Source organism: Limibacillus halophilus, from assembly GCF_014191775.1.
GTDB lineage: Bacteria > Pseudomonadota > Alphaproteobacteria > Kiloniellales > CECT-8803 > Limibacillus > Limibacillus halophilus.
Window position 1 is genome coordinate 1 of record NZ_JACHXA010000006.1, and the last position, 14053, is coordinate 14053.

Genomic DNA, 14053 nt, shown 5'->3' on the forward strand with positions numbered 1-14053 from the left:
GAAGATCGGCACCCTCTTTGTGGTTTATCGCCAATCTTCTTGTATGATTAACCATATAAATAGCGTAATATATTTATATTGTCAATTATTATTGTAGGCCAGACGTGCAGATGACTGCCGCGAAGAACCTCGCGTGAAATGCACAATCGCTATCTTGATAGATTGAAGGTGCTGTTCTTATCGCTTGAAACGTCGCGTGATCAGCGCCGGTTCAAACCCTGGCGGCTTTCAGGATTTCCTTGGCAAGTGCGGCAATCTCTTTGGCCGCCTTGCTGCTCGGCTGCACCTCATTGACCGCACGGCCCTCCGCAAGCGCGGCGGCGAAAACGACGCGATTGCCGACCCGTGACTTCGCGACCTGGGCACCAAAGGCCTTCATCTCGGCCAGCATCTCGTCGGTCAAATTGGCGCGCGGCGGCACTCGATTCAGCACAAGGAGCACAGGCACTTTCTCCCCGGCGGCCATTTCGAGAGTGGGCCGCGTCGCCCAGACATCCATCGGCGAGGGCTGAACCGGGATCACCACCAGATCGGCGGCGCGAACCGCCACCCTAGCCTCGGTCTCGGCATGCGGGGGACTGTCGATCAGCACAACATCATGAGAAGCCGCCAGCTTGTCCACCTCATTGCGGGTCCGCCAGCCCTTGACCTGATTGACCAGCAATCCCGCGCCCGCGTCGCCCAGTTGCTGTTCTCGCAAGCGGTACCACATGGTCAGCGATTGCTGCGGATCTATATCCACCACCGCAACCTTCTTGCCCACACGGGTGAAGGCGACGGCGAGATGGGCTGCAAGAGTGGTCTTTCCGGCTCCACCCTTCTGCTGGGCGACGGTAATGACGGTCGCGGTCATGGCCTGCAATCCTCTCGATAGATTTATGCTGCACTGCAATATCATATCCTGACACAGGGGTGAAGCCACCTGCAAGATGCCTCTGGAGCGCGAAGACTGGGCGCGACAACAAAGGGGCTGCGCAAGCCGAGGCAGCGCGCTAGATTGCGCCCACCCTAGAAAAAGCAGCGGCAGAAAGACCGAAACGAAGTATGGCGACCAGGATCAGAACAGCCAGCGACGAAGCGATAAGAGAAGCGGCCGCCCTGTTGCAGCAAGGTGAGCTAGTCGCCTTCCCGACCGAGACGGTCTACGGCTTGGGCGCAGACGCCACTCGTGATTCGGCCGCGGCGCGGATCTTTGAAGCCAAGCAACGTCCGAGTTTCAACCCCCTGATTGCTCATTTCGTCTCGCTGGAAGACGCGCGGACCCAGGTGGAATTCGACAGCCGGGCTGAAGCGGTTGCCAACGCTTTTTGGCCGGGCCCCTTGACACTCGTCCTGCCCCGCCTTGCCAACTGCAGTATCTCCCGCCTTTGCAGCGCGGGGCTGGAGACCCAGGCCGTGCGGATGCCCGCGCACAACATCGCCCGCGACCTGCTGACGGCCTGCGGCCTGCCTCTCGCGGCACCCAGCGCAAACCTTTCGGGCAGGGTCAGCCCAACGACCGCGGCACACGTGGCTGCCCAGATCGGGGAAACCTTGACCATGATCCTTGACGGCGGGCCTTGCGGCGTCGGGTTGGAATCGACGGTCCTCGATCTCAGCAACCCGCTTGCCCGGCTTTTGCGCCCGGGTGCAATAACCCAGGAAATGCTGATGGAGGTGGTCGGCCCGCTGGAAGTGGTCTCTTCCGATCATGTCCCATCGGAGGGAGCGGCCCTGACCTCACCAGGCCAGATGATAAGCCACTATGCGCCCACCCTTCCGGTTCGCCTCAATGCGGGTGACGTGGATCAGGATGAGGCCCTGCTGGCCTTTGGTCCCGACGTCCCGATAGGTGCTGCCCAAACTGTCAACCTCAGCCCAACGGGCGATCTGGTCGAAGCTGCGGCAAGGTTGTTCGACGCACTCCATTGCCTGGATCAAAAGCCGCTGCGGGCGATCGCGGTTATGCCGATTCCGGAAGAAGGGCTGGGCCGGGCGATCAACGACCGCCTGCGCCGCGCCGCCGCGCCGCGCCCGCCAGTGCAGGGCTGACTTCTTGTTTGGCCATTGGGCTTATCCACTGGAAAACTGTTATCCAAGGACACTAAACTCCCCACCATGACAGACCATACCCCCTACCAAGATGACGGACGGCTCAAGCGCCTCAAGGACTCGTTGATTGAGCGGCTTGGACCACAAGCGATCATCGACCAGCCCGACGACCTCGTTCCCTACGTCACTGAACGGCGGGGTCGGTACAAACCCCAGACTCCCTTCGTCGTCAGACCCGCGTCGACCCAAGAGGTCTCGGAGACCCTTAAGCTCTGCACTGCCCTGGAGGTGCCGATCGTGCCACAGGGCGGCAACACAGGGCTGGTGGGCGGTGGCGTGCCCTACGAGGGGCGCGGCGAGGTGATCTTGAATCTTGGTCGTATGAATAAAATTCGCTCACTCGATCCGGACAACTACAGCATCACCGTTGAGGCAGGTTGCATCCTGCAACGGATCCAAGAGGCGGCGGCGGACGTCGACAGGCTGTTTCCCCTTAGTCTGGGCGCAGAGGGATCCTGCCAGATCGGGGGCAATCTTTCGACAAACGCCGGCGGTATCCACGTAATCCGCTATGGGAATATGCGTGACCTCGTGTTGGGGGTGGAAGCGGTTTTACCCGATGGCCGCATCTGGAACGGTCTACGGTCGCTCAGGAAGGACAACACCGGCTACGACCTGAAACAGCTGTTCATCGGTGGCGAAGGAACCCTGGGCGTGGTCACGGCAGCGGTCCTCAAGCTCTTTGCGCGCCCACGGGAAACCGCCGTCGCCTTTGTTGCGGTTCAAGGCCCGGAGGCGGCGGTCAAGCTGCTAGGCGATCTTCGGCGCGCATCCGGCGAGGCGGTTCTCGCCTTTGAGATCATCCCGCGCATTGCCCTCGATTTTGCCTTGAAGCATGTCGCCGGGACCATCGACCCCTTGGGTCAGCCAGCGGCTTGGTACATCCTTGTTGAGTTGGCGGCCGGACGCCCGGACTCGGGTCTGGGCGACTTGCTGGAAGAGGCTTTATCGGAAGCTTTCGAGTCGGAGCTTGTTTTGGACGCCACCGTCGCCCGCAGTGAAGCACAGGCACAGCAGATCTGGTTCATCCGCGAGGCCATCGTCGAAGCCCAGAAGCACGAAGGCGGCTCAATCAAGCATGACGTCTCGGTGCCGGTAGCCGCAGTTCCAAGGTTTCTGGAGTTGGCGACCGCCAAAGTGCGGGAAATGATACCCGGAATTCGCCCTGTGCCCTTCGGACATCTGGGTGACGGCAACATCCACTTCAACCTCAGCCAGCCGTTGGGCGCCGACCGGGAGGCCTATCTGGCCCAGTGGGAAGTGGTGAACGAAGAGGTCCATATGATCGTTCATGCATTGGGGGGGTCAATTTCCGCCGAACACGGTTTGGGACGCCTGAAGTTGGAAGAGAACAAGCGGTTTAAAGAGCCGATCGAATTGGAGATGATGCGGGCAATCAAGGCCGTCTTCGATCCCAAGGGGTTGATGAACCCGGGCAAGATGATCGACTAAGGAATCCTGTGCCGAAACCGCGTCGCGCGGGCCGTCACCGACCCTCCTTCTCATCGATCTTATCAGTTTCCATACGGTGGGCTTCGATGCGCTGGCTGTCGCGTTGCGCTTCCTGCGCCGCCGCAAGCCGCTCGGCCTTGGTGCGTCCGTGCTTACGACGGTTCTCGGCCGCGCGGGCTTCCTGCTCGACTTTCTCACGCCGGCGACGCACCTGTTTCAAGCTAACGATGTTGTTCATGGCTGCCCCTCCCCGACCGAGCGCACAATATCCCAGCATTAGGCGCTTTAGGAAGAGCTAAGCACGCCATCGTGACCATACTCTGGACACGCCGGAACCCGGACTATGGTTGTGGAGGAGACGGCGGCGACGCCATAATGCAGTATGGAACTCACGTCTAGCAGACCACAGAAGGAACGGGATCGGTATGCAGGATTATCGGGCGCCTATCGAGGACATGCGCTTTGTCTTGACCGAACTAGCGGGATTGGACCGGATTTCAACGCTTGCCGGTTACGAGGATGCAACCCCGGATCTGGTCGATGCGATCCTTGAGGAAGCCGCCAAACTGGCCGGTAACGTGCTGTCACCGATCAACCAGTCGGGCGACCTACAGAAGGCACGCTTCGAAAACGGCGTCGTACGCACACCCGACGGGTTTGCGGGCGCCTACCGCCAATTCGTCGACGGTGGGTGGAACGCCCTGCCCTTCGATCCGGAGTATGGCGGCCAGGGGCTGCCCTGGTTGGTAGCGGCCCCACTGACCGAGATGTGGAACAGCGCCAACATGGCCTTCGCGCTTTGCCCGCTGCTGACTCAAGGCGCCGTCGAACTCCTGCAAACACACGGCAGTAAATCGCAGAAGGACCAGTATCTCGCCAAGCTTATCGCCGGAGAATGGACCGGAACGATGAACTTGACCGAGCCACAGGCCGGCACCGATGTCGGTGCGGTAAAGACGCGGGCACAGCCGGAAGGCGACCACTACCGGATCACGGGCCAGAAGATTTACATCACCTATGGTGAGCACGATTTTACCGACAACATCATCCACATGGTGCTGGCGCGCACGCCGGGCGCACCGGCTGGACCCAAAGGCATCAGCCTTTTCGTGGTACCAAAATTCCTCCTCGACGAAAACGGTAGCCCCGCCAAGCACAACGACCTGCGCTGCGTATCCATAGAGCACAAGCTGGGCATCAATGGTTCGCCGACCTGTGTCATGGCCTATGGCGACCATGAAGGCGCTGTTGGTTATCTGATCGGCGAGGAAAATCGCGGGCTCGAGTACATGTTCACTATGATGAACAACGCCCGCCTGACGGTCGGCATCCAGGGCATCGCCATTGCTGAACGTGCCTACCAGCAAGCCCGCGCCTTTGCGTTCGAGCGCGTGCAATCCAAGGAAATCGACAAGCCCGGCGGCGGGGCGGCGGCAATCATCAAGCACCCTGACGTGCGGCGCATGCTGGCGTCGATGAAATGCCAGGTGGAGGCGGCCAGGGCGATCGCCTACCGTGCTTCGGCCGAGTTGGACCTCGCCAAGCGCGCGCCGGAGGAGAATGCGCGACAAGGCCATCAAGTTGATGGGATCGACCTGCTGACGCCGCTCGTCAAAGCCTGGAGCACGGATTTGGGTGTCGAGATTGCTTCAACCGGCGTCCAGGTCCACGGCGGCATGGGCTTCATCGAGGAGACCGGGGCGGCGCAGCATTATCGGGATGCACGCATAACGCCCATCTACGAGGGTACCAACGGGGTCCAGGCCCTGGACCTCGTCGGGCGCAAAATACTGCGCTATAAGGGCGAAACCGCCCGTCGCTTCTGTGCCCGCGTCATCGATGAGACGGCTGCCCTGAAGGGCTCGGAAAACGTGACCGCGACCGCGCGATCCGTGGGCGAGGCAACCAAGATCCTGGAACAGGCAACGGATTGGCTCGTCGAAACGGGCAGCCGCGACCTGCGCAAGGCAGCCGCATCGGCAACGCCCTATCTCAGATTGTTTGCCACGGTTGCCGGCGGTTGGCAGATGGCGATCGCCGCAGCCCGCGCCGAGTCAAAGCTTGCGAACAGCGACGGCGATCCCGTTTTTATGGCAGCGAAGGTTAAGACGGCCGCCTTCTATGCCGACACGGTCTTGCCTCAGTGCTCAGGCCTGATGGTTTCGGCCACCAAGGGCGCGGACAGCACGCTCGCCTTTACGGACGAAGAACTGTAACAGCGCTCAAACCCGGTCGATCAAACCACGTCGCCGGACTTAAGCTGCTTGACGGCCAGCCGTGCGAGCTCGTCGGCCCGTTCGTTCTCGGGATGTCCGCTGTGGCCCTTCACCCATTCCCATTCGACTGTGTGGGGTGCCATGGCCGCCTCCAGGCGCTGCCAAAGGTCCTGGTTCTTGACCGGCTTCTTCGCAGCGGTCTTCCAGCCCTTGGCGCGCCAGCTATGAATCCACTTGGTGATACCGTCGCGCAGATAAGTCGAGTCGCTGGTCAGGCGCACCCGTGATGGCCGCTTGAGCGCCTCAAGCGCCACAATCGCCGCCATCATCTCCATGCGGTTATTAGTCGTGTCGGGTTCCGAACCGGAAAGTTCCTTCTCATGCGCGTTGTAGCGCAGCACCGCGCCCCAGCCGCCCGGTCCAGGATTACCGCTGCAAGCGCCGTCGGTAAATATCTCGATCAATGGTTCTTTCACCGTCATCCCAGGCCGTAGGCTCCGGGCCCTTTCACCAGTTGATGGAACCGCAGCTTTCGGCAGTATTCTCTTGGGTCCTTGGGCGTGACATATGCCCCCGGCGGGTGATTGAGAATGTCATAGAGCCGCGTGAGCAAAAACCGCAGCGCACTGCCCCGCGCCAGGATCGGCAAAGCCGCCAACTCGGCCTCGCTCAAGGGGCGGACACTCTGGTAGGACTGCAGAAGCATGCGGGCCTTGGTCGCATTGAAAGTGCTGGCGTCGCTCTCGAAGCACCAGGCGTTCAGGCAAACGGCAATCTCGTAGGCCAGGAAGTCATTGCAGGCGAAATAGAAATCGATCACGCCGGAGAGGCGCTCTCCGACGAAAAAAACATTGTCCGGAAAGAGGTCCGCATGAATGACACCCTCCGGCAAATCGCTTGGCCAGTTGGCCTCCAGAAAATTCAACTCCTGACGTATCAAGCCCGCAAGGCCCGGTTCAATTTCATCGGCCCGCCCCTCACAGGTGTCGACAAGCCCGCGCCAGCCATCGAGGGACAGGGCGTTGTCCCGTCTGATCTGAAAGGATTCACCGGCAAGATGCAATTCCGCCAGGGCCGCGCCAAGCCGCTGGCAGTGCCAGGGGTGAATGCGTTTGGGCCAAAGGCCGTCCAGGAAGGAGATTATGGCGGCGGGCCGCCCGCAAAGCTCGCGCAACGCAGAGCCGTCGCGGCCTTTGATTGGGACCGGGCAGGAAATACCGGCTTCCGCCAGATGCTCCATCAGCCCCAGAAAAAAGGGCAGATCGGCTGGATCAACGCGTTTCTCATAGAGGGTTAGGATGTAGTATCCGCTGGCGGTGTGCAGCACATAATTGGAGTTCTCAACACCCTCGGCGATGCCTTTCAACGAAAGCATCTCACCGATTTCATACTCCCGCAGAAACGCCTGCAGTTCCTCGTCGGAGACTTCCGTGTAAACCGCCATGACGTCGCCCGTTCCCTGACCTTTGCTCTATTCGTCTTGCTTACTGGTCCGCCCCAGCGCCCTGGAGCACTCTTGGCAGCTTGAAATGTACATCCTCACGTGTCTGCACACGCTCCTGCAGGGTCACGTCATAGCGTTCACGGCAGGCGGCAATCATTTCCTCAACCAACACATCCGGCGCTGAAGCGCCGGCCGTTATCCCCAAGGTGGAAACACCTTCCAATGCCGCCCAATCAATATCGCTCGCGCGCTGGACCAAGTAAGCCCTGTCACAGCCCGCCCGTTGGGCAACTTCCACCAGACGCCGCGAGTTGGATGAATTGGGAGCGCCTACGACAAGCAGTGCATCACACTCCGGCGCCAGCGCCTTGACGGCCTGCTGGCGATTTGTCGTGGCATAACAGATATCTTCCTTGCGGGGTGCCTCGATAGCAGGGAAGCGTGCCTGCAGGGCAGCGACGATTTCTGCGGTATCGTCGACCGAGAGCGTCGTCTGCGTCACGAAAGACAGCCGTTTGCCCGCGGGCGGTTCGAGCCGCGCCACATCTTCGAGGGATTCGACCAACGAGATGGCGCCGGGCGGCAATTGACCCAATGTACCGACGACTTCAGGGTGCCCGGCATGGCCGATCATCACGATGTGCCGTCCTTGCGCGTGATGGCGCTCGGCCTCCCGATGCACTTTGCTAACCAGCGGACAGGTCGCATCGACATACAACAATTCCCGTCGGTCAGCCTCCGCCGGGACCGACTTTGGCACGCCATGCGCAGAGAAGATCACCGGCACGCCACTCGGCACTTCATCAAGTTCCTTGACGAAAATCGCGCCCTTGGCTTCCAGCGATTCGACCACGAAACGGTTGTGCACGATCTCATGGCGCACATAGACCGGTGCACCATAAACTTCCAGGGCGCGCTCCACGATCAGAATGGCGCGCTCTACGCCTGCACAAAACCCGCGTGGTCCGGCCAGTAAAATCGTGAGCGGCTTACCTTGCATCAACTCTTCCTATCGCTCCAAGAGCATGGAACACTATATAAGAACCGTCGGCTCCCCTGTCGTTGCCCTTGTCGTCACACTCTGGCTTTTCTAGAGTGCGCTGGACAGTCGCCTGGAGTGCCGTCGGCCCGGTCGCTTGAGGACCGCGGGACAGTAAACCAGCCTGGCAGCAGAAGGAAAGAGCAAGATGGCCGATCCAATCCCCGCCCAGAAGGGTCCTTACAAGGTTTCAGTCGAGGCGGGGCGAAAATACTTCTGGTGCGCTTGCGGGCGCAGCCAGAAACAGCCATTTTGCGATGGGTCGCACAAGGGAACGGGATTGAACCCCGTACCTTTTTCGGCTGAACAATCAAAAGACTTGTGGTTTTGCGGCTGCAAGGCGACCAGTAAGCAGCCGTTTTGCGACGGCACCCACGCGAAGCTTTGAAAGGGCCCGGGGCTATGCAGAAACTCTCTCTCGGCGCCTTTGTGGCCCTGGCTTTCCTGGCAGGCTGCTCTAGCACCGGCATCTTCGAGGACGTCCAGGAAACCCGATCATTTTGCCCAGGGCTTGAACTGGTCGAAGGCGCGCAACGCATCGTCGAATACAAGGGAAGTGGCCGCGATTTGACGGACGTTTCCCATTTGGTGGTGATTTTGGACGCACAGTTCAGTTGCTTGGCTGATGACGACGAAGTCAGTGGCGACGTGCAGATCCAGTTCGAAGCGCGGCGCGGCCCGGCAAACGATGGCGTCGGCGCTCCCTTCAGGTACTTCGTCGCCGTAGCCGATTCACAACGCCGTATCCTGGCCCGCCAGAGCTTTGACGTTCTGGTGCCTTTCGAAGGCAACCGCGGACGTTTTGTTTTCAACGAAACCATCGAGCCGGAAATTCCCTTGGCCAATGAAGGCGACGGTGCGGGTTACCGAATATTCATCGGCTTGGAAGTGACCCGCGAACAATACCAGGAAAATCTTAGTGATATTCGCTAAGCGTGTTTTTGTTGACTTGTAGAAGACCCACGTTAGCCTAAGCGACGCTGAGTTCGGCTCAAGAGAAGAGTCGGAGTCTCGCCGCGAACGCCGCACGGGAGAGACCGGTCAAGACAGGCTAAAAAATGACCGGCGCCGAAGGAGCAACCGCCCCGGAAACTCTCAGGCAAAAAGGACCGTGCTGGCTAGGCGCCTCTGGAAAGCAGATGCTGTCCCTTGGGAAGGGCTGCGTCTCACCGAAGGGGTAAGTCCGGTTTTCGTCTCTCGATGATCCGGGTGATTCTCTCAGGTTTAGGACAGAGGGGGCTGTGGCCGCCAAGAGGCGGTTGCACCCTCACGTCCGTAAATGCACCTGGGAGGCGTCTTAAAAGTGGCGGAACAATCAGAAAACCTGCGGCACACGCCGCTCTATGACCTCAATGTGCAACTGGGCGGACGCATGGTCCCTTTCGCGGGCTATGCGATGCCCGTGCAGTTCCCGGACGGCATTATCAAAGAACACAACCACGCGCGCGACGCGGCCGGACTTTTCGATGTTTCCCATATGGGTCAGGCGATCCTGGAAGGCAGCAACGGCCATGATCCTGCTGTCGCCCTCGAAACCCTGCTAGCCAATGACATTCAAGCCCTGGCGCCGGGCCGCACCCGTTACAGTCAACTGCTGAACGAACAAGGCGGCATCATGGATGACCTGATGGTGACCCGGCGTGCAGACGGTCCCGGGTTGTTCCTGGTCGTCAACGCCGCCTGCAAGGACGCTGACCTGGCGCATATCGAGAAACGGCTAGACGGCAAGGCGTCGCTCACCCGAATCGAGGACCGCGCGTTGTTGGCGTTGCAAGGTCCCGCTGCCGCAGCCGTGTTAGCGCGCTTCGCGCCGGATTGCGGCGCTCTCGTGTTTCTTGAGCAGCGCGCAATGGAGGTTGCAGGCGTTCCCTGCTTGGTCGGTCGCTTGGGATACACCGGCGAGGACGGCTATGAGATCTCGGTGCCTGAAGCCGAGGCCGAGGGTTTGGCGCGACGCCTACTGGGCGAACCCGAAGTAAAACCAATTGGCCTGGGGGCTAGAGATTCACTACGGCTGGAAGCCGGATACTGCCTCTACGGGCACGATATCGATACCACCACCACGCCGGTCGAGGCGGATCTAGCCTGGAGCATCAGCAAGCGGCGGCGGCAGGAGGGCGGTTTCCCGGGCGACAAGATTATCCTCCAACAGTTCGCCGATGGGCCTCAGCGCAAGCGTATCGGCCTGCAACCGGAAGGGCGCTCGCCGATTCGCGAAGGCACGCCGCTGGCGGACAGCAGCGGTCAGGAAGTTGGCATCGTGACCAGCGGCGGATTCAGCCCTAGCTGCCAGGGACCGGTGGCGATGGGATATCTGCCTCCAGCGCTGGCCACACCCGGGACCGAAGTATCGGCAATTGTACGCGGCAAGGCAGTGCCCTGTCGTGTCGTCACCCTGCCATTTGTGCCCAGTCGCACGGTGAGCACAAAAAAGTAACCCATCAACCGAAGTCCAAGAAGCAGAGGAAACGTCATGTCGAGCATCAAGTTTAGCGAAGATCACGAATGGGTCGTTGTCGAAGGCGATATTGGTAAGGTCGGCATCACCAATTACGCGCAAGAACAACTGGGCGATGTTGTCCATGTCGAATTGCCGGAAGTCGGACGCAGCCTTTCCAAGGGCGACGAGGCGGCCGTGATTGATTCCGTGAAGGCGGCCAGCGAGGTCTACGCACCGGTTGATGGTGAGATTACGGAGATCAACGAAAGCCTGGCTGACGACTTCAGCAAGGTGAATAGCGACCCTCAGGGCGATGGTTGGTTCTTCAAGATCAAAATGTCCGACGCCAGCCAGCTTGACGGCCTGATGGATCAGGCCGCCTACGACGACTTTATCGCCGGTCTCTGAGCCAGCGCGACCGACGCATCGATAACGGGATAATCAGGAGTTCCCGCATGAACACGACTCGCACCAGCCTTCCCAGCCTTGAAGGCCAGGAGGAATTCGCCACCCGCCATATCGGCCCCGACGACAGGGAGGTCGCCGAAATGCTGGCGGTCCTGAAGGTCGACAGCCTGGATGAGCTCATCGAACAGGCCGTGCCCGCCAGCATCCGCACCTCCTTGACCGGCGATTTTCCCGACCCCCTGACCGAGCGCCAGGCCCTTGAGCGCCTGAGCGGATACGCCGCCCGCAACAAGGTCGTGAAATCGATGATCGGCCTGGGATACCACGATACCGAACTGCCCACCGTCATTTTACGCAACGTGCTCGAGAATCCGGGTTGGTACACGGCCTATACGCCCTACCAGCCTGAAATCAGCCAAGGGCGCCTGGAAGCGCTTCTGAATTTTCAAACTATGATCGCCGACCTGACGGGCATGGAACTGGCAAACGCCTCGATGCTCGACGAGGCCACGGCGGCGGCGGAGGGAATGACCCTTTGTCATCGTCTCGCCAAGTCGAAAAGCGACCGCTTCTTTGTCGATGCAAGGACGTTGCCGCAGACCATCGCGGTTCTGGAGACCAGAGCGCAGCCCCTGGGCATCGAACTGATCGTCGGCGACGCCACTAGCGAGTTGGCGAAAACCGAGGTGTTTGGCGTTCTGCTGCAAAACCCTGACTTGGATGGCCGGGTGCGTGATCTCAGCGAGACCATAGCCGTGGCTCATGAACAAGGCGCCTTGGCGGTTGTCGCAGCCGATCCGTTGTCGCTGGTGCTGGTGAAATCACCGGGTGCCATGGGCGCAGATGTCGTGGTCGGAAGCGCCCAGCGATTCGGCGTGCCGATGGGTTTCGGCGGGCCGCATGCGGGTTTTATGGCAACCAAGGATGACTACAAGCGCTCGCTGCCCGGGCGCATCGTCGGCGTGTCCGTCGACCGCAAGGGTAATCGCGCCCTGCGTCTTGCCCTGCAAAGCCGGGAGCAGCATATCCGCCGCGAGAAGGCGACCAGCAACATTTGCACGGCTCAGGTTCTCTTGGCAGTGCTGGCGGGTTTCTACGCCACGTATCATGGGCCGGAAGGCCTGCGCCGCATTGCGGCGCGCGTCCAGCGCCAAGCCAGCATCCTGGCAGCCGGCTTGAAGCGACTAGGGGCCACGCTGGCCAACGACGTTTTCTTCGACACGCTTGTTGTGGAAGCCGGCGGTGATGCCGACGGCTTCATCGAGCGTGCCTTGGCCGAAGGCATCAATCTTTGCTCACTGGGCGATGGCAAGGTCGGTATCGCAATCGACGAGACTACCGAACGGCGGCATTTGATGGCCGTCCTTCGGGCCTATGGGAAGGGTGATCCGGATTTCACGGTACTCGATCTGGACGCAGAGGTGACGGACTCCTTGCCGCAGGACCTCCTCCGAGAAGACGAGATATTGACTCATCCCATCTTCCACGCCTACCGCTCGGAAACCGAGATGTTGCGGTACCTGCGATTGCTTCAGGAAAAGGACGTGGCGCTGGATCGCTCGATGATCCCGCTCGGGTCTTGCACCATGAAGCTCAACGCCACCACGGAGATGATTCCCATCACCTGGCCGGGTTTTGCCAAGATTCACCCCTTTGCGCCCCTCGATCAAAGCGAAGGATATCGCACGCTGATTGGCGAGTTGGAGGACTGGCTGGCCAAACTCACGGGATTTGCCGCCGTATCCCTGCAACCCAACGCGGGTAGCCAGGGCGAATATGCCGGGCTGCTGACCATCCGCAAATATCATGAAAGCCGCGGCGAGGGACAGCGTAACATCTGCCTCATCCCCAGTTCGGCGCACGGCACAAACCCAGCCAGCGCCATCATGGCCGGAATGAGCGTTGTCGTGGTGAAGTGCGACGACCACGGCAACATCGATGTGGAAGACATGAAAGCCAAGGCGGCAGCCAACAAAGATCGGCTGGCGGCGCTCATGGTCACCTACCCTTCCACCCACGGCGTGTTCGAGGAAGCCATCGTCGATATCTGCGAGCTGATCCACGAGCATGGCGGTCAGGTCTATATGGACGGAGCCAACCTGAACGCGCTTCTGGGCATCGCCCAACCAGGCGTGATTGGCGCCGACGTCATGCATATGAATCTGCACAAGACTTTCTGCATACCGCATGGCGGCGGTGGCCCCGGCGTCGGACCGATTGGTTTGGCCGAACACCTCGCACCCTTTGCCCCGAATCATCCGATGCAAGCGGAAGCCGGCCCGGAGCTTGGTCTCGGCCCCGTTTCAGCCGCGCCTTGGGGTTCGGCGCTGATCTTGCCGATTTCCTGGGCCTACATCGCCATGATGGGCCGAAGCGGCCTGAAGCAGGCGACAAAGGTCGCCATCCTCAATGCGAACTACATCGCCGCACGTCTGGGCGACACCTTCCCGGTGCTTTATACAGGCGCGAACGGCCGCGTTGCCCATGAATGCATTATTGACCTCAGACCTTTGAAGGATCTGGCGCATGTCAGCAACGAGGACGTTGCCAAGCGCCTCATCGATTATGGTTTCCATGCACCGACCATGTCCTGGCCGGTCCCGGGCACCTTGATGATCGAACCGACCGAATCAGAGGCGAAGGCAGAGCTTGATCGTTTCTGCGAAGCCATGATCTCGATCCGTGCGGAAGCGGCGAAGATCGAGGCCGGTGATTGGCCGGAGACGGACAACCCACTGGTCAACGCGCCGCACACTGCCGAGCTGTTGCTGGCGGACGACTGGCAGCACCCCTACAGCCGAAGCGAAGCCGCCTACCCCGTCAAAGGTTTGCGCGGCGACAAGTATTGGGCACCGGTGGGGCGTGTGGACAACGCCTACGGCGACCGTAATCTGGTGTGTTCCTGTCCGCCGCTGGACAGCTATCAGGACGCTGCGGAATGACCTGAAGAAAGGAAAACTGGG

Annotated in this window: 13 protein-coding genes and 1 riboswitch; of the genes, 8 read left to right on the forward strand and 5 right to left on the reverse strand. The window is 60.4% G+C overall.

What is annotated here, in order from left to right:
* Nucleotides 1-211: 211 nt before the first annotated feature.
* Nucleotides 212-853, reverse strand: coding sequence for a ParA family partition ATPase (gene parA / locus FHR98_RS11050; RefSeq protein ID WP_183416761.1), 642 nt, complete (start codon nt 851-853; stop codon nt 212-214).
* Between the two features lie 191 nt (nt 854-1044).
* On the opposite strand from parA, the gene FHR98_RS11055 reads away from it, so the two are divergent.
* A complete protein-coding gene (locus tag FHR98_RS11055; RefSeq protein ID WP_183416762.1) occupies nt 1045-2031 on the forward strand; it encodes an L-threonylcarbamoyladenylate synthase in 987 nt (328 codons plus the stop codon).
* A 66-nt stretch (nt 2032-2097) separates the two neighbouring features.
* Nucleotides 2098-3543 (forward strand): FAD-binding oxidoreductase, encoded by a 1446-nt coding sequence (locus tag FHR98_RS11060; RefSeq protein WP_183416763.1) that lies wholly within the window; start codon nt 2098-2100, stop codon nt 3541-3543.
* A gap of 34 nt (nt 3544-3577) precedes the next feature.
* Here FHR98_RS11060 and FHR98_RS11065 read toward each other — a convergent pair whose 3' ends face one another.
* Nucleotides 3578-3781 carry a DUF4169 family protein gene (locus FHR98_RS11065; RefSeq protein WP_183416764.1) on the reverse strand — a complete coding sequence of 68 codons (204 nt, stop codon included), beginning with the start codon at nt 3779-3781 and terminating at the stop codon, nt 3578-3580.
* A 187-nt stretch (nt 3782-3968) separates the two neighbouring features.
* Between FHR98_RS11065 and FHR98_RS11070 the strand changes: the two genes are divergently transcribed.
* On the forward strand, nt 3969-5759 hold the full coding sequence (locus FHR98_RS11070) for an acyl-CoA dehydrogenase (RefSeq protein WP_183416765.1): 1791 nt from the start codon (nt 3969-3971) through the stop codon (nt 5757-5759).
* A gap of 20 nt (nt 5760-5779) precedes the next feature.
* On the opposite strand, the gene rnhA is transcribed toward FHR98_RS11070, so the two are convergent.
* The 3 genes from rnhA to ispH are packed head-to-tail and all read right to left on the reverse strand — an operon-like array spanning nt 5780 to nt 8203.
* On the reverse strand, nt 5780-6241 hold the full coding sequence (gene rnhA, locus FHR98_RS11075) for a ribonuclease HI (protein ID WP_183416766.1): 462 nt from the start codon (nt 6239-6241) through the stop codon (nt 5780-5782).
* Nucleotides 6238-7203 carry a homoserine kinase gene (locus FHR98_RS11080; RefSeq protein ID WP_183416767.1) on the reverse strand — a complete coding sequence of 322 codons (966 nt, stop codon included), beginning with the start codon at nt 7201-7203 and terminating at the stop codon, nt 6238-6240. Before FHR98_RS11080 ends, rnhA begins: the two co-directional genes overlap by 4 nt.
* A gap of 40 nt (nt 7204-7243) precedes the next feature.
* On the reverse strand, nt 7244-8203 hold the full coding sequence (gene ispH / locus FHR98_RS11085) for a 4-hydroxy-3-methylbut-2-enyl diphosphate reductase (RefSeq protein WP_183416768.1): 960 nt from the start codon (nt 8201-8203) through the stop codon (nt 7244-7246).
* A 187-nt stretch (nt 8204-8390) separates the two neighbouring features.
* On the opposite strand from ispH, the gene FHR98_RS11090 reads away from it, so the two are divergent.
* The 5 genes from FHR98_RS11090 to gcvP all read left to right on the forward strand — a co-directional run bounded on the left by FHR98_RS11090 (nt 8391) and on the right by gcvP (nt 14032).
* On the forward strand, nt 8391-8630 hold the full coding sequence (locus tag FHR98_RS11090; RefSeq protein WP_183416769.1) for a CDGSH iron-sulfur domain-containing protein: 240 nt from the start codon (nt 8391-8393) through the stop codon (nt 8628-8630).
* A gap of 14 nt (nt 8631-8644) precedes the next feature.
* The gene (locus tag FHR98_RS11095) at nt 8645-9175 is read left to right on the forward strand and encodes a hypothetical protein (RefSeq protein ID WP_183416770.1); all 531 of its coding nucleotides are present in this window, start codon (nt 8645-8647) and stop codon (nt 9173-9175) included.
* A gap of 85 nt (nt 9176-9260) precedes the next feature.
* Nucleotides 9261-9364, forward strand: a riboswitch (glycine riboswitch).
* Between the two features lie 181 nt (nt 9365-9545).
* On the forward strand, nt 9546-10679 hold the full coding sequence (gene gcvT / locus FHR98_RS11100) for a glycine cleavage system aminomethyltransferase GcvT (RefSeq protein ID WP_322091247.1): 1134 nt from the start codon (nt 9546-9548) through the stop codon (nt 10677-10679).
* Between the two features lie 36 nt (nt 10680-10715).
* Nucleotides 10716-11090, forward strand: coding sequence for a glycine cleavage system protein GcvH (gene gcvH / locus FHR98_RS11105; protein ID WP_183416772.1), 375 nt, complete (start codon nt 10716-10718; stop codon nt 11088-11090).
* A gap of 47 nt (nt 11091-11137) precedes the next feature.
* Nucleotides 11138-14032, forward strand: coding sequence for an aminomethyl-transferring glycine dehydrogenase (gene gcvP, locus FHR98_RS11110; RefSeq protein WP_183416773.1), 2895 nt, complete (start codon nt 11138-11140; stop codon nt 14030-14032).
* The last annotated feature ends 21 nt before the right edge of the window (nt 14033-14053 follow it).

Excerpts from the sequence above, each read along its gene's own strand:
- parA (WP_183416761.1), bottom strand. The coding sequence starts at position 853 with ATGACCGCGACCGTCATTACCGTCGCCCAGCAGAAGGGTGGAGCCGGA.
- FHR98_RS11055 (WP_183416762.1), top strand. The coding sequence starts at position 1,045 with ATGGCGACCAGGATCAGAACAGCCAGCGACGAAGCGATAAGAGAAGCG.
- FHR98_RS11060 (WP_183416763.1), top strand. The coding sequence starts at position 2,098 with ATGACAGACCATACCCCCTACCAAGATGACGGACGGCTCAAGCGCCTC.
- FHR98_RS11065 (WP_183416764.1), bottom strand. The coding sequence starts at position 3,781 with ATGAACAACATCGTTAGCTTGAAACAGGTGCGTCGCCGGCGTGAGAAA.
- FHR98_RS11070 (WP_183416765.1), top strand. The coding sequence starts at position 3,969 with ATGCAGGATTATCGGGCGCCTATCGAGGACATGCGCTTTGTCTTGACC.
- rnhA (WP_183416766.1), bottom strand. The coding sequence starts at position 6,241 with ATGACGGTGAAAGAACCATTGATCGAGATATTTACCGACGGCGCTTGC.
- FHR98_RS11080 (WP_183416767.1), bottom strand. The coding sequence starts at position 7,203 with ATGGCGGTTTACACGGAAGTCTCCGACGAGGAACTGCAGGCGTTTCTG.
- ispH (WP_183416768.1), bottom strand. The coding sequence starts at position 8,203 with ATGCAAGGTAAGCCGCTCACGATTTTACTGGCCGGACCACGCGGGTTT.
- FHR98_RS11090 (WP_183416769.1), top strand. The coding sequence starts at position 8,391 with ATGGCCGATCCAATCCCCGCCCAGAAGGGTCCTTACAAGGTTTCAGTC.
- FHR98_RS11095 (WP_183416770.1), top strand. The coding sequence starts at position 8,645 with ATGCAGAAACTCTCTCTCGGCGCCTTTGTGGCCCTGGCTTTCCTGGCA.
- gcvH (WP_183416772.1), top strand. The coding sequence starts at position 10,716 with ATGTCGAGCATCAAGTTTAGCGAAGATCACGAATGGGTCGTTGTCGAA.
- gcvP (WP_183416773.1), top strand. The coding sequence starts at position 11,138 with ATGAACACGACTCGCACCAGCCTTCCCAGCCTTGAAGGCCAGGAGGAA.